We start from the raw sequence: 19,612 nt of genomic DNA, 5'->3' as shown, positions 1-19,612 counted from the left end.
GGGGTGCTACGCCCCTCTTTTTAATCCATACCGAACGATTTCAGTCATCCGACAGCTTATGGCCGCATTTGCTGCAGTAATCCGCGTTCTGAGGATTTTCCTCACCGCAGTTCTTGCAAACCATCCTGGCGCGCATGGCGACCAGCTGCTCATTGACAGCGTCAAGCTGTTCATATAAATCATCTATTGCGGTAATGCATTCACTGACAAGGTCAGACGAGTCGTTATCGGTCTTTTTGGCTTCATAAACCGTCCTGCCAAGCGATTCAAAGCGCTTCGAAATTTCATTGTTCAGATCGGCGGCGTTTATTCTAAGCTTAGAGACATCGACAAACTGACCCGCTTTTTTGCCGACGACATTCACCGCGGATTTCGCGTTGACAACGACATCTTCAAACAGTCCCATAACAGCACACTCCTTTAATTAGGTTTTCTTACTGAAATTATATTCCAACGGCAGAGGAAATGCAATAAAATTCATCAATATATCCCGCCGCCGATGAACTCGCGGATAATGGAATCCCGGGGCACGAATTCACTGTTGATCGGAGTGAATTTCTCAAGGCTTTCGACGAGTTTCTCCGTCAAAGGGTACTGCCCGCAATCGTGTGAAACGGTTTTCAGAAGAGGAATCGCCTGATTTGTCAGCACACAGGTCTCATAGGTATGCAGCGAATTGATGGTATAATCGGCGTCGCTGCGGTAGGGTTTAATGTATTTCTTCTCCCCATCCAGGACCGTCGGCCACATTTCCAGCGTCCGCACCGGCTTAGCGCCCCGGAAATTGTAATCTCTTACAATCCTTCGCACCAGCCTCATTTCATTCGCGTCAAACAGCTGTCTGTTCCCTTCGTGAATTCCCTGCTTCACACTGATATAGATTTTACATACGTCCTCCTGGGGCAGCTTACCGACAAAAACCGGATTCAGCGCGTGGATTCCTTCCACAATGGCAATGTCGTGCTCCCTCAAGGACACGTGGCGCCTGTGCGGATACGGCATGTGGATTTCAAAATTGAAAACCGGCATCGTGCAGTGACGGTCCCCGATCAGGGAAAGAAGGCATCTTTCAATATCGGGAACATCCAGCGCGTCCACGGACTCATAGTCGTGCTGCCCGTTGGCAAGTACCGGGGCCTGCTCCTCCCCGCGGTAAAAGTCATCCAGAGAGATGATGGTGGAGCCGATTCCGATCGACTGGAACGCGTTTTTCAAAAGATTTGAGGTGGTTGTTTTTCCGCTGCTGGACGGACCGGAAAGCATAATCAGCCGGCAGTTCCGCTTTTGTCCGGCAATGCTTCTGGCTATATTTCGGATGCTCTGGTGATAGGCCTCTTCCGTCCGCATAACAAAAGCTTCCGGCTGCGTGGATGCCGTGGCATTGATCCTACTGAGCTCGTTCTGATACTCTACGAAATTGCTCATAAACAGTTTTCACCTGATCTTTTCTAATAATCATTTCCTCAAAGCGATTGATATATTCATAGGGATATTTAAAGTTAAAAATGCGGGTAAGTCCGTCCGAGTACGGGTCTTTGATTTTGCTCGCGGCGCCCGCGCCGCAGGCGAGAATCGTCTGGGATTCATCCATAATCACAACATTGTACGGGCTTTCAAAGCCGGGCTTCGCCCATCCGGTATTTTCCAGATTGCCCACCATCCGGCTCTGCCGGTAAAGATAATACGGCAAATACCCGTGCGAAAGCAGCCGGCTGTCGGCGTAATCCAGCATTTCCGACGCCTGTGCGCCGCTTACAAAGGGTTCGCTTCCCTCCTGAAAAATCCTGGCCGAACGCTTCAGGGCAAGCGTGTGGACCGTAACGCTTTCCGGGGCAAGGCGGAGCACTTCATCCAAAGTGGACGTAAAGCTTTCCACCGTGTCCCGCGGCAGTCCCGCGATCAGATCCATATTGATATTGCCGAAGCCGTGTTCGCGCGCCAGCGCGAAAGCGGAGAGGGTTTGTGCGGTCGTATGGCGGCGGCCGATCGCTTTGAGCACTTCGTCGTTCAGCGTCTGCGGATTGATGCTGATGCGCGTGACCCCGTGCCTTTTCATCGCGTCCAGCTTATCGCCGTCAATGGTGTCCGGTCTGCCCGCTTCCACGGTGAACTCACGGCAGGCCGAGAGGTCAAAGCTGTCGCGGACGGCGGTCAGAAGGACCTCAAGCTGCTGCGCGGACAGGGTCGTGGGCGTTCCTCCGCCGATGTAAACGGATTCCAGCCGCAGCTTCAGGCCGGCGGCTATTTTCGCGGTATGACGGATTTCTTCGCAAAGAAGAGTCAGGTACTGCGGAATCAGCTTTGCCGTCTTTTCCACCGACGACGAAACGAAGGAGCAGTAAGAGCAGCGCGTCGGGCAGAAAGGGATGGAAACATACAGGCTGAAGGAGTCCGGCCCGGACCGTGCCAGAATCTTTTCTTCGCCGCGCATGGTCAGAAGGCTCAATTCCGTTTTGGCGCCGGAGACAAGAAGCTCGTTCCGAAAAGAATCCAGCGCTTCCTGTTCCCCTTTTTCGGCAATCAGGCGGCGCAGCAGCTTTACCGGCCTGACTCCCGTCAGGATGCCCCACTTCGGGGTAAAACCGCAGTACCGTGTCAGAAGGCGGAACAGCATCACCGCCATATGGCGCTCGCCGTCCTTCTGCCGGACATTTTCCGGTAAAGCAAACATATCCGAGTCTTCGTCCTCGTAGGAGCCGAACCTCACGCGTACGGAAATCCGCAATCCTTCCGGCAAGGCTTTCAATCCGGTATAAACGAGCCGGTCGTCCCGCTCGTCGGCGGGCAATTCGGAAACCACTTTGATTTTTTGATAAGGAAAAAAGACGCGGCAGAGATTTTCCATTTCGTAATGGAACGAGTGTCCGTCGATCATCAGGATCATAAGACGCCGTTCCCCATATACGGATTATTTTTTCTTTCGTATTCCAGCGTCGTTTCCCATTCGTGCCCCGGATAGACATGATAGTCCCCCTCGAGCTTTTCGAGCTTTTTCAGGGAATCCATCATCTGCGGGTAGCTCCCGGTCGGGAAATCCGTCCTGCCGCAGCTGCATTTCATCAGCGTGTCGCCTGAGAAAACAGCGTCCCCCACAAGATAGCAGCAGCTGCCGATCGTATGTCCGGGCGTATGCATCACGCGGATTTTCAGGCTGCCAAGCTCTACCGTATCGCCGTCGTTCAGCGCGACGTCCGCCGTAAAGGGCTCCGCTCCCAGCGGGGTGACCATGGTGGATAAATTCAGGGAATTGTCAGAGGTAAACAGCATATCGTCGGAATAGATATAGATTTTGGCGCCCGTCAGCCGTTTCAGGGAACTTACCCCCATAATATGATCAAAATGCCCGTGAGTTAACAAAATGGCTTTGATATTCTCCTTACCCGCGGCCAGAACCGCCTCCGTCAGCCTCGGGTCCTCAAAACCCGGATCGATTACCGCCGACAGGCCGGTTTCGTCGTCTGTTAAAATATAGCAGTTGGTGGGCAGCGGCCCGCCGGTGATTCTAGTTACTTTCATATCTGGCTTTAAGACCTCCCGTATCCTTATAATTGCCGGCCGCCCGGTCAGCTCAGGAACGCTTGATGGAAATAATCCCCTCAATGTTGTTGAGACGGTTAATGATGCTGTTCAGGTGCTCCAGGCCGTTGATGGTGATGGTAGCGGAAATTACGGCGCTGCCGTCCTTTGTTTCTCTGGAATTGAGTGAATGGATAAAGATGTGCATATTGAAAAGCTGCTGGGTCACGTCGGCAAGCAGGCCGGAGCGGTCGTTCGCCACAATTTCCAGCGTGGATTTAAATTCTTCCCTGACTTCGCCCGTCCAGTGCGCCTTGATCCATCTTTCCGGTTCGGGCGCGTCCTGCAGATTCTGAGGGACGTTGGAACAGGTGCGCTTGTGGATGGAAACGCCGAAGCCCCGGGTGATAAAGCCGATGATGTCGTCCCCGGGCAGGGGGTTGCAGCAGCGAGAAAACTTGATCAGGCAGTTGTCCATCCCGTCGACCGTAACGCCGCCCACCGGCTTCTTCGGTGCCTGCTTGGCAGGCGGCTGTGCCGGCACGGCCGCAGGCGGACGCTTGTCCTTCATATAGTCTTCTTTGATTTTGGGCATGATTTTCCAAAGCTGGATTCCACCGTAGCCGATGGCGGAGTATACGTCGTCCGCCGTGACGCAGTTCTGCTTTGCGCCGATTTTTTCCAGCAGGACGGCAAGCTCGGACTCGCTCATTTCAATGCCGTTCCTTCGGAATTCGCGTTCCAGCTCCGCTTTGCCCTCAACGATATTCTCATCGCGCTTCTCTCGTTTAAACCAGGCGCGTATTTTATTGCGGGCCTCGCTTGTTTTGACGATTTTCAGCCAGTCGCGGCTGGGCCCTCGGGTTTCTTTGGAGGTCAGGACTTCAATGATCTGACCGGTTTTTACTTTGTAATCGATGGGTACGATCCGCTTGTCCACCTTTGCGCCGATCATCCGGTTGCCGACGGCGCTGTGAATGGCATAGGCAAAGTCGATTACGGTGGAGCCGGACGGCAGGTTAATGACATCGCCTCTCGGCGTAAAGACAAAGACCTCCTCCGGGGCCAGGTCCGATTTGATGGTGCGAACCAGGTCGGTCGCGTCCCCGCTGTCCTTCTGGCTGTCCAGCATCTGGCGGATCCAGGCAAGACGCTGTTCAAACGAATCGTCGCTCTTCCCGCCAAGGCCGAGCTTGTATTTCCAGTGGGCCGCGATTCCGTATTCCGCGGTATGGTGCATTTCCCACGTTCTGATCTGCACCTCGAACGGGATTCCGTCCTTCCCGATGACCGTCGTGTGCAGGGACTGGTACAAATTCGGTTTTGGGGTAGAGATATAATCCTTGAACCGGTTCGGAATCGGACGGTACATATCGTGAATAACGCCCAAAACGTTATAACAGTCGTTTACCGTATCAACGATGACGCGCACGGCGTAAATATCGTATATTTCATCCATGGAGCGTCCCTGAATGAACGTCTTCCGGAAAATCCCGTTGATGCTCTTGACTCTTCCTTCCAGATAGACGTTGGGAATCAGCGGCGACACGCGTTCAAAAATACACTTTTTTGTCCGTTCAATAAAATCTTTCCGCTCGCTGCTGCGCAGCTCCAGGCTGCTTTCAATTTCCTCATAAGCCACGGGGTCCAGACATCGGAGGGAAAGGTCTTCCAGCTCCTCTTTCACGGCCCGGATGCCCAGACGGTGCGCAATCGGGGCGTAAACCTCCATATTTTCCAGCGCCTTGTCGCGCTGCTTCTGCGGCGGCATAAATTCAATCGTGCGCATATTGTGCAGGCGGTCGGCCAGCTTAATAATGATGACGCGGATATCCTTCGCCATGGCGATCAGCATTTTGCGCAGGTTCTCCGCCTGCTGTTCCTCCCGGGAAGAGTACGGAATACGGCCGAGCTTTGTCACGCCGTCGGTCAGGTTGGCAATTTCCACCCCAAAGCTCTTTTTCAGCTGCTCCAGATTGACCGGCGTATCCTCCACAACGTCGTGCAGAAGGCCGGCCGCAACGGATTCGGTATCCATGCCCAGTTCCACCAGGATGCACGCGACCGCGACGGGATGGGAAATATAGGGCGCGCCGGAAAGGCGCTTCTGCTCCTCATGGGATTTTACCGCGAGCTGATAGGCGCGGTCGATCACGTCCATGTCATATTCATGTTCACTTTCCTTGATTAAAGCGACCAAACGGTCATACGTCATTAGCGGCCACGCCATAGGATTCACCCTCCTTTCCCAGAGAATATAAATGATTCAGTATGTTGGAACGGAACAAGTCCACTTTCTTTTCCGTATGTACCATTTCTGCCGTACAGAGATTGGCGGATTTCTCCAGCCTGATCAGATGATGCTCGGCAAGGACGTCCAGTGCCGTCAGAAGCTTTCCGAAGCCGATCCGCGCGGAGCCGATTTTCGCCAAAAGGATTTCCGCTTCCCCGCAGAAGCCGTTCCCTGCGCGCAGCGCGCGGTAAACGGCGGCAAATTCGTTCCGGTCCGGTATCAGGCCGGAAAGCTCTTCCTGCGACAACGGTTCTTCTCTTCTGGATTTCTCGTAAAGCGCGAGCCCGGCAATGACTTCGTCCAGATCCACATCGGAGCGTTTCAGGTCTTTGATATAAATGGAAAGCGTATTTTTTCCGTTGTATTCCCGCGCTTCCAGCGTGACCGCAAGGTCAAGCAGGTCGCCGGGAACATACGGAAACTCCTCCAGCGTGGTGCCGAACTTCATGCAGCGTACGGCGGCGGCGCCCTGCGTCACGGTTACGCGCAGATGCTTTCCCCCGCCGACCGGCGTGATGTCGGACAATGTCATATGATACAGACCGAAAAGCGGCGACGGATTCCCCATCCCGAACGGTTCCAGCGCCTGTACATATTCGGGAATGTCCAGCGTCAGCTGCTGCGGTTTTAAAAGACAGTCGATTTTCAAAACGGGAACCGGCATTGGTCTGTTCAAAGAAGCGGCGTAAGCATTGATCGTTTTACGGAACGCGGAAATGTTTTTCGTCGGCAGCGTCAGGCCGGCCGCCATCGGGTGTCCGCCGTAACGGGTAAGCAGTCCGTCGCAGGAACGTACCGCTTCAAAAAGGGAAAATCCCTCGATACTTCTGCCGGAGCCCCTGGCTTCTTCGCCGGAATAGGAAATGATGATACTCGGTTTTCCAAACTGCTCGGTAATTCTGGAAGAAACGATTCCGATGACGCCGTGGTGCCAGTTTTCGCCCTCGATGACCAAAACACGGTCGTAAAGCCGCTGCGGCTGTTCCTTTAACTGCTGCAGAGCTTTCTCATATATTTCTTTCTCAATTTGGCGCCGGTATTCATTTTCGTCGTTGATATCGCAGGAAAGCTCGCCCGCTTCGTCCGGATATTCGGTCAAAAGCAGACGGACCGCCCTGTCGGGCGAACCGATCCGCCCCGTCGCGTTGATGCGCGGCACAATGGTAAAGGCGATATTTCCGGAGGTCAGTTTCCGCCCTTCCATCCCCGCCTGCTCCAGCAAAGAGCGAAGGCCGAGCCGGTCGGTGCGCGAGATCAGCCTGAGTCCCGCTTTGACAAAGCCGCGGTTTTCTCCCGTCAGCGGAACGATATCGCCGATCGTCCCGATCGCGGCGAGATCGGCGTAATTATCGAGAAGAGCCGTTATATCACAGTCTTCCCCTTCCAAAGCCATAATCAGCTTAAAGGCGACGCCGACGCCGGAAAAATCTTTATACGGGCTTTTGCAGTCGGTCCGGTAAGGGTCCACAACGGCACAGGCACGCGGCAGCTCCGCGCGCGGCCGGTGGTGATCCGTAATCACAACGTCCATGGAAAGGCTGTTTGCATAATCGACTTCTTCGATCGACGATATTCCGTTGTCAACCGTAACAATCAGGCTGACCTGCTGCTCGTGCAGTGCTTTGATCGCGTTGCAGTTAAGGCCGTAGCCTTCCCCTTCACGCTCCGGAATATAATACAGCACATTTGCCCCGCAGGATTCCAGATAGGAATACAGCATTGCGGTAGAGGTTACCCCGTCGGCGTCGTAGTCCCCGTAAACGGCTATTTTTTCAAATCCGTCCACAGCGCTTAAAATACGGTCGGCTGCCCGACGCATATCTGCCATTAAAAACGGATCGGAAAAAGTCAGTTCGGACTGAAACAGCTCCCGGATGTGCTCCGGCTCTGTGATTCCCCTTGCCTGCAGCAAAACCGCCAGAAGCTCGGGAATTCCTGTTTCTTTCGATATTTTCTGCGCAGACCGGCCGTCACAGGGAAAGACCCGCCACTTTTTGATACTCACGCACTACACCTGCCCCATAATTTCTTATTGTATCATTTTGATAAAAAATATTCAATATTTATCTGCATCCTGTCACATCAAAGCGGCCATGGTTCCCATGCATGACAACAAAAAGCCACCGATGACTGCCGGCGACCACAGAAAAAAGGTCAGCCGGACAGACCGGTGGCATGGATTCAAATAACGGTTTTCACCCGCGCAAAAGCTTTAAGCTTTTGCCTGCACCTTTTTTGCAGCCTTGTGGTTCTGCCACATGACATACATCGGGCCGGCAATGCAGACGGAGGAATAACAGCCGGTGACAACACCGACCATCATCGGCAGGGCGAACGTCGTTACGCTGCTCAGGCCATAAACAGCGCCGACCACATACACCGTCGCAATGGACGAAAAGGTGCATCCGGCGGTATAGAGGGAACGGGTAAAGGTCTGGTTGATACTGGTATTGACCAGGACCGAATACGGGGTCTTTGGCCCAAGAAGCCTGCGGTTTTCCCTGATACGGTCGTAAATGATGATGGTATCGTTCAGAGAATATCCCAAAATGGTCAGAACAACGGCGATAAAGCTGTCGTTGAGCGGCATTCTGAAGATAATGAAGGTAAAGTAAACCATGATAACGTCGTGCAAAAGCGCAATGACCGCCATAACGCCGGCGGACATACCGCCGATTTTCTTAAACCTGACTGCGACATAAAGAATCAGCAGCAGGGAGGCAATCGCAACCGCGGCGATACATTTCGCAAAGAAGCTGCGCCCCATGGACGGGTTGATAGAGCTTGATTCGACAACCTGGAAGCCCGCGTCCGGGTATTTCTCCGCAAGCGCTTTGGCAATTGCCTGCTGGCTGTCAATCGAAATGGAATCCGTTCCCGCGAAGGAAATGGAAACGTTGTTTTTTACCTGTGAACCGTCGGCGGATTTTACATCTTCCAGGATACGGACGGTAACGTCCTTCTTCGTGGCATCCTGAACAATCTTCTCTACATCCTCCTGTACAATCTTTCCGGTGTAGGAATATTTGATGACCGCGCCGCCGGTAAACTGAATGTCGAGCTGGGTGCCGAAAATGATGTTGAAAATCAGACCGATCGCCATGATTCCAATGGAAATACCGAAAAAGATTTTCCTGTTTTCAAAAAATTTGATGTGAAAGGTTCTCATTTTGCGGCACCTCCATATAACCATTTGCTGCGTGCGAACTTAAACCCGGAAAGGGACTTTGTCATCAGACGGGTCGCCGTTACGCCGAACACGAAGTTGCCGACAATACCAATGAGCAGAGTATAGCCGAAGGAATAAATGGAGCCGGTGGTCGACGGGCCAAAGATCATGGAAAGAATATTCGTCGGTCCGAAAACGCCCATCAGGATCAGAGCAACGATAATAACGGTGATATTGCCGTCGAAAATCGCCCAGAAGCTGTTGTCGTCACCCTTCTGGATAGCGCCGTCAAGCGTTTTGCCCGCCCACAGTTCCTCTTTGATTCTGGATGCGGTAATAATATTTGCGTCCACGCCCATGCCGATGGAAAGGATAATACCGGCAATACCGGGCAGGGTCATGGTGAAGCTGTTTACAAACGGGAAGTAGCCGGAAACAGCCGCAAAGGAAAGCGCGATCTGGCCCAGCAGCGCAATAATCGCGACAAAGCCGGGGAGTCTGAAAACGAAAAGCATAAAGATACAAATGATAGCGAATGCAATGCAGCCGGCAATCAGCATGGCGTGCAGGGAAGAGGCTCCCAGCAGAGGGCTGATCGTGCTGAAGTTTGTGGTGGTCAGCTTAAAGGGAAGCGCGCCGGCAGAAATCTTGTTTGCCAAATCGGATGCTTCCGCGGCGGTAAAATTGCCCTCGATGGAGCATTTTCCGTCGGTGATGACCGCGTTGACCGTCGGGCTGGAGATCATCACGTCGTCCATCCAGATGGAAATGACCTGGCCCTGCAGGCGCCCGGTCGCTTCCGCGAATTTTTCGGTCCCACTGTCGCTCAGCGTAAGAGCCACCTGATATTTTTGCCCGCCGGACGTTTGGTCCGAATACATTTCGGCCTTGGCGCTGCTGATTTCATTTCCCTGAAGAATAATTTTCTCCGCGGTGGTTCCCTTCGGGGTTTTATAGACGGGTTGTCCATCGGAACCGGTTTCCGTCGTCGTGTACTCGCCGCCCTCGCGGAAGGTGAGCATCGCCGTTGCGGAAAGCTCCTGAATGGCGCTTTCCGGGTCGAAAGTGGTTTCATCATTCTTCCACGGGAAGCGGACAATAATCCGGTCATGATCGTAGTCCGTATACAGCTCATAATCGGTGATGTGCTTGTCAGCCATTCGAAGCTCGATAATTGCTTTGGCGGAATCAATTTGCTCCTTGGTTGCCTTGGTCGAAGTTGCGGGGCTGAACGTAGCCTCGACGCCGCCGTTGATGTCAATTCCCCATCTAATGTCGCTTACACCCTTTATGTAGGTGTTCGAATTATCCCCGTTTTGTCCCTTAATGCCAAAGGTAGCAGTATAAGTTAAAAACAGTATGAGGAGGGCGACGATGAAAAAAACTGGTTTTGCTACTCGCTTCATTCGTAAATCCTCCAATTTTGGTATTCTGTGAATCCTCGCAGACGTAACAAAGTTTATTATATTGTTATTGCCCCAAAAAGTCAATCGATTTGGTAAGATTATTAACGGATACGGTCAAAAAAAGAAAGGGAGCAGCGCTCCCCTTCCCCTATTTTCTCAACAGCTTTTCCGCCGCCGCAAGCTGAACACAGATACAGAACAGTTCCATCGCCTGCTCCAGCTCCGCTACGGGCGGGTAAGTCGGCGCAACCCGGATATTCCTGTCGTTCGGATCCTTGCCGTACGGATACGTCGCGCCCGCGCCGGTAAGGGTGACCCCGGCTTCCCTGCAGAGCGAAACCACACGCTTTGCGCAGCCGTCCAGAACGTCCACGCTGACAAAATAACCGCCGTTCGGGTTGGTCCATTCGGCAACCCCCTTGCCCCCCAGCTCTGAAGCCAGGCTGTTGGTCACCGTCCGGAATTTCGGTTCCAGCAGAGCGCGGTGCTTCGCCATGTGCTTCATCACTCCGTCCATATCCTTGAGGAAATAAATGTGGCGGAGCTGATTCAGCTTATCCGGCCCGATCGTCTGGAAGGAATAATGCTCCCTCAGGACGGCGAGGTTGCTTTCGCTTGCCCCCATGGCCGCGATACCCGCGCCCGGAAAGGTGATCTTGCTGGTGGAAGCAAAGAAGATGGGCAAATCGATATTGTTATGTTTCCGGCATTCGTGCCAAAGGTTCAGCAGAGCGTCCGGGGTATCCGTCAGGTCATGGACACAGTAGGCGTTATCCCAGAAGATTTTGAAATCCTTTGCCGCCGGCTTCAGGGCCGCAAACCGCCGGACCGTTTCATCGGAATAGGTAATGCCCGTGGGGTTGGAATATTTCGGCACGCACCAGATTCCCTTAACCGCCGTGTCATCCGCGATCAGCTTCTCCACGACGTCCATGTCCGGGCCGGTGGCAAGCATCGGTACGGTGATCAGTTCAAAGCCGAAATATTCGGTGATGGCAAAGTGCCTGTCGTAGCCGGGAGAAGGGCACAGAAATTTAACAGGCCCCTGTCTGCCCCACGGCTCACAGCCCGCAAAACCGTGCGTCATGGCACAGGACACCGCGTCAAACATCATGTTCAGGCTGGAATTTCCGCCGACGATGATATTGTGGTCGTCCACGCCCATCATTTCCGCGAACAGCTCCCTCAGTTCCGGCAGGCCGTCCGGCAGACCGTAATTGCGGCAGTCGTCTCCGGTTGAAGAATGCATATCCGAACCTGAATTCAGAGTATCCAGCATTTTCATGGAAAGATTCAACTGATCCGTCGCCGGTTTTCCGCGCGCCATATTCAGTTTAAGGCCCTGGGCTTTAAACTGGTCGTAGCGGCTCTGCAAGTCTGCTTTCACTTTCGACAGCTCGGAATCTGACATGGATAAAAATTGCAACATGAGCATCTCCCTATCATAATATGCAAAATACATATGTAAACTCCTATTATTCTAATATATGCCGTGATAAAATGCAAGTTAAAAATAAAATTCCTGCATTTTCATCAATTTTCATGAAATTAGAATCCTAAGAACCCATTTCTATGTATTACATTTAGGAAGCTGCCCAAAAGGTTTTCGGTGGAAATTACTTCAAATACTGTGCAAGCTCACTGTCCACTTTCTGGATATGATTCAGAAGCCAGTTCATCAGAAAATAATTGGTTTTGGATACCAGCGCGATGGAAGCACCTTCTTTTGAAAGATCGTTTTTCAGATCGGCAAGCTGTTTCTTAAAATACTCATGCAGCTCCTTATGCTCTTTGTACTTTGGATAGGCGCTGCTTCTCTGCAGCTTTTCTTCATCCGAAAAATGCTTGATGGTATAGCCCTCCAGAAACTCCAGCGTTTTAAAAATTTCTTCCTTGCCCTTGCCCTGATTGCAGGCGGCAAAGAGCTGGTCGATCCGGTCGCAGAGCTCCTTGTGCTCCCCGTCAATCAGGGGCACGCCGATTTTCAGGCTTTCTTTCCACATTGCCATAAAAAACACGTCCTTTCTGTTTCCTAAATTAAAATTCCGCCGTGCCGGTCGTGCGCGGGAAAGGCAGCACGTCGCGAATATTGGCGATTCCTGTCAGATACATGACCAGACGCTCAAAGCCAAGGCCGTAGCCGGCGTGCTTTGTACCGCCGTAGCGCCTCAGGTCGAGGTACCACCAGTAATTTTCCTCGTCCAGACGGAACTCCTTCATGCGCTGCTGCAAAACGTCCATGCGCTCCTCGCGCTGGCTGCCGCCGATAATTTCGCCGATCCCCGGCACCAGCAGGTCCACCGCCGCCACCGTTTTGCCGTCGTCGTTCAGGCGCATATAGAACGCTTTGATTTCCTTCGGATAATCGGTTACAAAAACCGGCTTTCCGTAGACCTTTTCCGTCAGATATTTCTCGTGCTCGGTCTGAAGGTCGGTTCCCCATTCCACTTTGTACTCAAACTGATCGTTGTTTTTCTTCAGAAGCTCAACCGCCTCGGTATAGGTCACGCGGGCAAAATCGGAATCGACGACATTCCGCAGCCGATCCATAAGGCCCTTGTCGACAAACTGATTGAAGAACGCGATATCGTCCGGGCAGGTCTCCATAACATACCCGATGACGAATTTGATCATCGCTTCCGCCAGCTCCATGTCGTCCCGCAGGTCGGCGAACGCGATTTCCGGCTCTATCATCCAGAATTCCGCCGCGTGGCGCTGGGTATAGGATTTTTCCGCACGGAAGGTCGGCCCGAAGGTGTATACCTTTCCGAAAGCCATGGCCATGCACTCGGCTTCAAGCTGTCCCGAAACCGTCAGCGAAGTATGCTTCTGGAAAAAATCCTGTGAATAGTCTACCGCGCCGCTTTCCGTCCGAGGAGGGTTGTCCGCGTCCAGTGTGGTCACGGTGAACATCTCCCCCGCTCCCTCACAGTCGCTGCCGGTAATCAGCGGAGTGTGGACATAGACAAAGTCGTTTTCATTGAAGAATTTATGAATCGCATACGCCGCGGCGGAACGGACGCGGAACGCCGCGCTGAACGTATTGGTGCGCGGGCGCAGATGGGCGATCGTACGCAGATACTCCAGAGAATGGCGCTTTTTCTGAAGGGGATAATCCGGCGTGGACTGGCCATCCACCTCCACCCGCGCGGCATGGATCTCAAAAGGCTGCTTCGCTTCGGGTGTCAAAAGCAGTTCGCCCGACACCGTAAGAGCTGAGCCGACATTCAGCTTTGCGACCTCCGTAAAATTAGCAATTTTATCGGATTCAAATACAATCTGAACTCCCTTGAAGCAGCTTCCGTCATTCAGTTCAATAAAGCCAAGGGCTTTGGAATCCCGGATCGTGCGTACCCAGCCGCAAACCGTGACGGCTTTCCCGCCGAGTTCCGCCGTTTTGGAATATAATTCGGCTATTTCAGTCCTTTTCAAGCTGATACCTCCTAAATATTAGCAACTTATGAATTATTCTTATATTATAACACGAAGCTGCCCGGTGCAATACCAAAAACGCGGGAATTTCCGCAAAACTTCAAATATCTGTAGATTAGGGGTTGATTTTTCCCGGAACATTCGATATAATATCAGAGTTGCCTGATGTGAGAGCAACTGAATTGCCATTTGGAGAGGTATTCTAATGGTAAGGAGCCACATTGGAAATGTGGTGTGCCGCAAGGCATTGTGCGTTCGAGTCGCATCCTCTCCGCCAAGAAAGAGCATCCGCATTTGCGGGTGCTCTTTTTCATGAATGGATAACGGTAAAAACACATTGCAGTTCAACGGAAAGGACGCGAAAATTCAATGGGCGCGAAACAAGCCGTATCGTATTTATCAAAGGATATGCTTTTACATATCGATATGCTGGAAATCCTGAAACAAAACAACACCGAAATATTGCAGGCGTCCGACCGGGGCGTCCTGCTTTATAATGAAAGCTGCGGCGTCTATATGATCAGCGCACAGGACGGGCGTACGGCGAAAAAAATGCTTTCGTCCGTCAGACAGCCCGAAGTGATCGTCACGCATCAGAATTTCTGTATCGATACGGTTCAGAAGCAATTCCGTTTCCGCAGGAAAACAGCCTGCCATCAGGCGGCGTATTTCAAAAGGAACCCGCTGCCCGTACCGGAGTCCGCGGCAGTCATCCGCCCGCTGGACGAATCCTACCTGCCGTTTCTGCAAAATCATTATTCGCTCGCCGGCGTCGTGTCGGTGCAGGAACTTCTGGAATCCAGCTCCATGTTCGGAGCGTTTATCGACGGCGCGCCGGCAGGATTTATCGGCATTCACGCGGAAGGCTCCATGGGCCTGCTGGAAGTGCTGCCGGAATACCGCCGCCAGGGCGTTGCCGTCGTACTGGAAACCTTCCTCGTCAACCGTTTTCTGGCGGAAGGCCGCGTTCCGTTCGCCCAGGTCATTGCCGGAAATACGGCTTCCCTGAGGCTGCAGCAAAAGCTGGGCTTTACTGTTTCAGAACAGGCCATCTGCTGGCTGGGGTAGCGCCCCCGCCCGGCTGCTGCCCGTCCGTACCCAATCACAATTTACGGGGGAATCAAACATGACAGTTTATCAGCAAATCCTTATCGCCTGCCCTCTGGTGTTTCTGGCAAGTTTTGTGGACGCGGTCGCGGGCGGGGGCGGACTGATCTCCCTTCCCGCATACTATCTGACGGGCATGACGTCTCACTTTGCCATTGGCTCCAATAAATTTTCCTCCTGTATCGGCACGATGTTCTCTACCGGAAGGTTTTTAAAAAGCGGCAGCTTCCATCTGCGCGTCGCTCTCATCTCGGCCGGATTTGCCTTGGCCGGAAGCTACGCCGGCGCGCGGCTGGCGCTTTTTCTGGACGACCGTTTTCTTCGTCTCGCCATGCTGGTGCTTCTCCCCTTTGCCGCCGCCGTCATCTTACTTTCACGGAAAAAGGACAGTTCGGATATCAGCACTTTTGAAAAAATCCCCGCACGGCGCGCCATGGTCCTTTCCGCGGGGATCGGGCTGGCTCTCGGCATGTACGACGGCTTTTTCGGGCCGGGCACCGGCACTTTTCTGATTATTGCTTTTACTGCTTTGCTCGGGTTCGACTACAAAACGGCCTGCGGCAATACCAAAGTCGTAAATCTGGCCTCCAACGCAGCCGCGCTTGTTACGTTTGTTGCGGCGGGAACGATCCAGTACTCCGTTGCGGTTCCCGCGGCGGTTTGTTCCATCGCCGGCCACTGGATCGGTTCCGGACTGGCAATTAAAAAGGGGGCCCGGTTTATCCGGCCCGTTATGGTCTTCGTACTGGTACTTCTGTTTTCCAAAGTCGTTTACGACATGCTGATGAAATAGGAATCTTATTAAGGATAAGAAAAGTCCCGGACCCGCCCTATCGCCTAAAACTTTTTGTTATACATAAATCCTCCCGGATTTCAATAGAATAATAAAGTTTTCGGAAGGGCTTTAAAAAGTTGATGAGCAGGCCGACATTTGTTATAATCGACTTATAAAAACGAAGCATTGGTGGTGTCGCGTTTTGAACAGAAAAAAGACAAATAGGACAGCAAAGGTAGCGGCGGTAATCGACATTGGTTCGAATATGCTGAAAATGAGAATATCCCAGTTGAAAAAAGGCGAGATCGTTGATCTGGACATCCTGGAGTATCCCCTGAGCCTCGGGCACGAGGTCTTTACGGAAGGGAAAATCCGGTTTGAAAGCCTGCGAGAGCTTTCCCGCGTCCTGCACGGCTACTCTTCCGTCATGAACGAATACGGAGTTGACCAGTGCAAAGTCGTGGCCACCACCGCATTCCGGGATGCCAAAAACAGGTCCTACGTCGTCGACCAGCTGAAAATCCAAAATGACATTACGGTTCAGGTCCTGGAGGACGACCAGGAAAAAACGCTGATTTATTCCGAAATATTAAATTTTCTGAACAGAATCGAAAATAAGAAGAGCGAAAACGCGCTGATCTCTTACATCGGCGCGGGAACCATCGGATTTTCCGTTTATAACGGCAAGCATATGGTTTTTTCTCAGAATATCCCGATGGGCGCGCTGAAGCTGCACGACATGCTGGGAAATATCCAGGAACTGACGGAGGACTTTTACACCGTTGTGGAAGAATATCTTCATTCGATTATCGGACATATCAATATTCCGTTTAAAAAGGGGACCGTGTCGAACCTGATCCTGACCGGCAACGAGATCCAGCTGATCGCAAAGATCTGCGGCGTGGAGCCGGTGGACGACTGTTACACCATTCCTACGGCAATGCTTACCGACCTGTTTAAGCGGGTGCGCTCCATGTCCCAGGAAAAGATCGGGATCGAGTACGGGATCACCGAGGAAACCGCGGAGCTGCTGTATTCCGCCCTGGCCATTTATATCTCTCTGATCGATTTTACCACTTCCGATTCTATCATTTCACCCAAGGTGGAGCTTTGGGACGCGCTGATGCGGCAGATGCTCATCCCGAAAAGCGGGGACGAATACTTCGAGCATGTCCGCGCAAACGCGATTTCCTGCGCGCAGGAAATCGCAAAAACCTACAACTGCAATCAAAAGCACTCCGATAATATCCGAAAATTCGCCTGCCGTATTTTTGACAAAATGAAGGGCGCCCACGGCCTTGACCACAGGAAAAGACTTCTTCTGGAGCTGGCGGCCATCCTGCACGACAGCGGACACTATGTGACGGCCAAACAGCACCTTTTGAGCGCGTTCGACCTGATTAAAGATATTGACGTTTACGGAATGACCGACGATGAAATGCTGATTACGGCGTATGTCTCCCGGTACAACGAATACGACGTGCCGAATTACGACGACGTTGAATTTATCCGCACCAGCGACAAGAACAGGCTGATCGTTTCCAAGCTGGTGGCGATTTTCCGGCTTGCCAACGCACTGGATAAATCGCAGAAGCAGAAGCTGAAGGATATCAAGGTCAAGCTGGAAAACGACAAGCTGCTCATTACGGCGGAAAGCAACGACAACGTCTATTTGGAAAAATGGGCGTTTGACCAGTGCGCCCCTTTCTTTAAGGAGGTTTTCGGATACAATCCGGTGCTCACCGTCAAATCATCTCTCATATAAAAAGGCTGTGTGGCGATCATGAACGAGAAAATGAAAAAAACAAAAATTCCCTATATCAACCGTGAACTGAGCTGGATGGATTTTAACGGCCGGGTGCTGGAAGAGGCTTTCGAACGGGAAAATCCGATGATGGAACGGATCCGTTTTCTGGCGATTACCGCTTCCAATCTGGATGAATTCTTTATGGTGCGCGTAGCGGGCGTAAAAGAGCAGGTGAATTCGGATTATCGGGGCGAGGACCCCTCCGGTCTGACGCCAAAACAGCTTTTGCCCCTGCTTTCCAAAAAAATCCACGCTTTTACGGAAAAGCAGTATTCCTGCCTGCACCGCTCTATTCTGCCGACAATGAGAAAAAGCGATATCAGCTTTATCCCTCCTGAGGAAATGAGCCCCGATCAGCTGCATTTTATTTCCGATTACTTTGATAAAGTGCTCTTCCCCGTGCTGACGCCGCTCGCGGTGGACACAAGCCGCCCGTTTCCGCTGCTTGCAAATAAAAGCCTGAACATCGCGGTACGGCTCAAGGGTGAGGAGGACTCCTATTTCGCCGTCGTACAGGTGCCGTCGATCCTGTCCCGATTTCTGGAAGTCCCCTGTGACCGCGGCAAAACCTATGTCCTTCTGGAAAACGTCATCATCTATAAATTGGAAGCGCTGTTCGAGCTCAGCGATATCCAGTCCGCCTGCCCGTTCCGCATGACCCGCAATTCGGATCTGGACATTGACGAGGAGTCGGAGGACCTGCTGATCGAAATACAGAAATCCATTAAAAAGCGCAAGCGCGGCAAGCCCGTGCGGCTGGAGCTGCTGCAGAAGTGCGACCCTGAGACGCGGAAATTCCTGATCGACATGCTCGACGTCGGCGAAGATGAAATTTATGAGCTGCCCGGTCCGCTTGACCTGACCTTTTTCTCGAAATTCGCCTCTATTCCGGAATTTAAAAGCCTGTGCTTTCAACCGATCGAGCCGGTCTATCCGCCCGCCGATTTCTGGGGCTACGACGATATTTTCGAGGCCATCCGCGAAAAGGACAGAATGGTTCACCATCCGTATGAAAGCTTTGACATCGTGGTCGATTTCGTGCGCAGGGCGGCGGAGGACGAAAACGTGCTGGCAATCAAACAAACCCTTTACCGCGTCAGCGGACATTCCCCGATTGTGGCGGCGCTGATTACCGCGGCGGAAAACGGCAAACAGGTCACCGTACTGGTGGAGCTGAAAGCGCGGTTTGACGAAGAAAACAACATTCTCTGGGCAAAAAAGCTGGAGGAAGCCGGGTGCCATGTCATTTACGGTCTGGCCGGGCTAAAGACCCACTGCAAAATTCTGCTGGTCGTCCGCCGCGATGAGGACGGCATTCGTCGGTACCTTCATATGGGAACGGGAAATTACAACGATTCGACCGCGAGAATTTATACCGATATCGGCGTCTTTACCTGCAAGGAGCCGTACGGGACGGACGCTTCTTCCCTGTTTAACGTGCTGACCGGGTATTCCCGCCCGCCGGAGTACAACCGGTTCGTGGTTGCGCCGCACGGCATGAGAAGCTTTTTCCGGCGGATGATCGAAAAAGAGATCGAGAACGCCCGCCAGGGCCTGCCCTGCGGGATCACGGCAAAGGTAAATTCCCTTGTCGACCCCGATATTATCGAGCTGCTGTACCAAGCCTCCCAGGCAAACGTTCGGGTACGGCTGCTGGTGCGCGGCATCTGCTGCCTGATTCCCGGGCTGCCGGGAACCAGCGAAAATATTACGGTCTACAGCATCGTCGGCCAGCTTTTGGAGCACAGCCGCATTTTCCGCTTTGAAAACGGGGGCAGCCCAAAAATCTATATGGGAAGCGCGGACTGGATGCAGCGCAACCTTGACCGGCGTGTGGAGCTGATCTTTCCGATTGAGGAAGAGGACCTGCGGCAGCGGGCGTTCGCGATCCTGGACCTGATGCTGAGCGACAATATCAACGCCCGGATCATGCAGCCCGACACGGTGTACGCCCATATCGACAAGCGCGGAAAGGCCCCCTGCAATTGCCAGATTGAATTTTCCCGTCTGGCGCAGGCGGCGGTAAACAAATTTATGGAACAGGACGGCAATAAACCATTCCGCCCAATTTACAGTGCGGAACTCAGATAATGGAAAGATAAAGGAA

15 protein-coding genes and 1 tRNA gene are annotated in these 19,612 nt (G+C 52.6%); 5 read left to right on the top strand and 11 right to left on the bottom strand.

Annotated elements, in window-relative coordinates; all coding sequences use genetic code 11:
* Window positions 1–40: 40 nt before the first annotated feature.
* The 11 genes from ACQGQ5_RS01440 to asnS all read right to left on the bottom strand — a co-directional run bounded on the left by ACQGQ5_RS01440 (window position 41) and on the right by asnS (window position 13,816).
* Window positions 41–406, bottom strand: a complete 366-nt coding sequence (locus tag ACQGQ5_RS01440; protein WP_081928281.1) for a zinc-ribbon domain-containing protein — start codon at window positions 404–406, stop codon at window positions 41–43.
* A gap of 74 nt (window positions 407–480) precedes the next feature.
* Complete coding sequence (locus tag ACQGQ5_RS01435) at window positions 481–1,425, bottom strand: uridine kinase family protein (RefSeq protein WP_455734819.1); 945 nt, start codon at window positions 1,423–1,425, stop codon at window positions 481–483.
* Entirely contained in the window at window positions 1,388–2,884 is a 1,497-nt protein-coding gene (gene hemZ, locus ACQGQ5_RS01430) for a coproporphyrinogen dehydrogenase HemZ (RefSeq protein WP_455734818.1), read from the bottom strand. Before hemZ ends, ACQGQ5_RS01435 begins: the two co-directional genes overlap by 38 nt.
* Window positions 2,881–3,516: an MBL fold metallo-hydrolase gene (locus tag ACQGQ5_RS01425; protein WP_455734817.1), complete on the bottom strand. Its 636-nt coding sequence runs from the start codon at window positions 3,514–3,516 to the stop codon at window positions 2,881–2,883. The genes hemZ and ACQGQ5_RS01425 overlap by 4 nt, the downstream gene beginning before the upstream one ends.
* A 52-nt stretch (window positions 3,517–3,568) precedes the next feature.
* The gene (locus tag ACQGQ5_RS01420; RefSeq protein ID WP_455734816.1) at window positions 3,569–5,746 is read right to left on the bottom strand and encodes a RelA/SpoT family protein; all 2,178 of its coding nucleotides are present in this window, start codon (window positions 5,744–5,746) and stop codon (window positions 3,569–3,571) included.
* Window positions 5,721–7,814 (bottom strand): single-stranded-DNA-specific exonuclease RecJ, encoded by a 2,094-nt coding sequence (gene recJ, locus ACQGQ5_RS01415; RefSeq protein WP_455734815.1) that lies wholly within the window; start codon window positions 7,812–7,814, stop codon window positions 5,721–5,723. The genes ACQGQ5_RS01420 and recJ overlap by 26 nt, the downstream gene beginning before the upstream one ends.
* Window positions 7,815–8,021: 207 nt before the next feature.
* On the bottom strand, window positions 8,022–8,978 hold the full coding sequence (secF, locus tag ACQGQ5_RS01410) for a protein translocase subunit SecF (protein WP_455734814.1): 957 nt from the start codon (window positions 8,976–8,978) through the stop codon (window positions 8,022–8,024).
* Window positions 8,975–10,384, bottom strand: a complete 1,410-nt coding sequence (locus tag ACQGQ5_RS01405) for a preprotein translocase subunit SecD (protein ID WP_455734813.1) — start codon at window positions 10,382–10,384, stop codon at window positions 8,975–8,977. Before ACQGQ5_RS01405 ends, secF begins: the two co-directional genes overlap by 4 nt.
* Window positions 10,385–10,532: 148 nt before the next feature.
* Window positions 10,533–11,813 carry an aminotransferase class I/II-fold pyridoxal phosphate-dependent enzyme gene (locus ACQGQ5_RS01400; protein WP_455734812.1) on the bottom strand — a complete coding sequence of 427 codons (1,281 nt, stop codon included), beginning with the start codon at window positions 11,811–11,813 and terminating at the stop codon, window positions 10,533–10,535.
* 187 nt (window positions 11,814–12,000) lie between these two features.
* Complete coding sequence (locus tag ACQGQ5_RS01395; protein ID WP_455734811.1) at window positions 12,001–12,393, bottom strand: bacteriohemerythrin; 393 nt, start codon at window positions 12,391–12,393, stop codon at window positions 12,001–12,003.
* A 28-nt stretch (window positions 12,394–12,421) separates the two neighbouring features.
* Complete coding sequence (gene asnS, locus ACQGQ5_RS01390) at window positions 12,422–13,816, bottom strand: asparagine--tRNA ligase (RefSeq protein WP_455734810.1); 1,395 nt, start codon at window positions 13,814–13,816, stop codon at window positions 12,422–12,424.
* Window positions 13,817–14,007: 191 nt separating this feature from the next.
* On the opposite strand from asnS, the gene ACQGQ5_RS01385 reads away from it, so the two are divergent.
* The 5 genes from ACQGQ5_RS01385 to ACQGQ5_RS01365 all read left to right on the top strand — a co-directional run bounded on the left by ACQGQ5_RS01385 (window position 14,008) and on the right by ACQGQ5_RS01365 (window position 19,596).
* A tRNA-Ser gene (locus ACQGQ5_RS01385) sits at window positions 14,008–14,093 on the top strand.
* Between the two features lie 92 nt (window positions 14,094–14,185).
* Window positions 14,186–14,884, top strand: coding sequence for a GNAT family N-acetyltransferase (locus ACQGQ5_RS01380; RefSeq protein WP_455734809.1), 699 nt, complete (start codon window positions 14,186–14,188; stop codon window positions 14,882–14,884).
* A 58-nt stretch (window positions 14,885–14,942) separates the two neighbouring features.
* Complete coding sequence (locus ACQGQ5_RS01375) at window positions 14,943–15,716, top strand: sulfite exporter TauE/SafE family protein (protein WP_275717202.1); 774 nt, start codon at window positions 14,943–14,945, stop codon at window positions 15,714–15,716.
* Window positions 15,717–15,900: 184 nt separating this feature from the next.
* Complete coding sequence (locus ACQGQ5_RS01370) at window positions 15,901–17,463, top strand: Ppx/GppA phosphatase family protein (protein ID WP_455734808.1); 1,563 nt, start codon at window positions 15,901–15,903, stop codon at window positions 17,461–17,463.
* An 18-nt stretch (window positions 17,464–17,481) separates the two neighbouring features.
* Window positions 17,482–19,596, top strand: coding sequence for an RNA degradosome polyphosphate kinase (locus ACQGQ5_RS01365; RefSeq protein ID WP_455734807.1), 2,115 nt, complete (start codon window positions 17,482–17,484; stop codon window positions 19,594–19,596).
* The last annotated feature ends 16 nt before the right edge of the window (window positions 19,597–19,612 follow it).

The sequence above is a fragment of the Caproiciproducens sp. genome (assembly GCF_053840905.1).
Note: the sequence above shows the minus strand (reverse complement) of the source record. Positions and strands in the feature narration are given on the sequence as shown.

Coding starts and splice junctions, on each gene's coding strand:
- ACQGQ5_RS01365 (WP_455734807.1), top strand. CDS start 17,482: ATGAACGAGAAAATGAAAAAAACAAAAATTCCCTATATCAACCGTGAA.
- ACQGQ5_RS01405 (WP_455734813.1), bottom strand. CDS start 10,384: ATGAAGCGAGTAGCAAAACCAGTTTTTTTCATCGTCGCCCTCCTCATA.
- ACQGQ5_RS01440 (WP_081928281.1), bottom strand. CDS start 406: ATGGGACTGTTTGAAGATGTCGTTGTCAACGCGAAATCCGCGGTGAAT.
- ACQGQ5_RS01435 (WP_455734819.1), bottom strand. CDS start 1,425: ATGAGCAATTTCGTAGAGTATCAGAACGAGCTCAGTAGGATCAATGCC.
- ACQGQ5_RS01375 (WP_275717202.1), top strand. CDS start 14,943: ATGACAGTTTATCAGCAAATCCTTATCGCCTGCCCTCTGGTGTTTCTG.
- ACQGQ5_RS01420 (WP_455734816.1), bottom strand. CDS start 5,746: ATGGCGTGGCCGCTAATGACGTATGACCGTTTGGTCGCTTTAATCAAG.
- ACQGQ5_RS01380 (WP_455734809.1), top strand. CDS start 14,186: ATGGGCGCGAAACAAGCCGTATCGTATTTATCAAAGGATATGCTTTTA.
- ACQGQ5_RS01400 (WP_455734812.1), bottom strand. CDS start 11,813: ATGTTGCAATTTTTATCCATGTCAGATTCCGAGCTGTCGAAAGTGAAA.
- ACQGQ5_RS01395 (WP_455734811.1), bottom strand. CDS start 12,393: ATGGCAATGTGGAAAGAAAGCCTGAAAATCGGCGTGCCCCTGATTGAC.
- hemZ (WP_455734818.1), bottom strand. CDS start 2,884: ATGATCCTGATGATCGACGGACACTCGTTCCATTACGAAATGGAAAAT.
- secF (WP_455734814.1), bottom strand. CDS start 8,978: ATGAGAACCTTTCACATCAAATTTTTTGAAAACAGGAAAATCTTTTTC.
- ACQGQ5_RS01425 (WP_455734817.1), bottom strand. CDS start 3,516: ATGAAAGTAACTAGAATCACCGGCGGGCCGCTGCCCACCAACTGCTAT.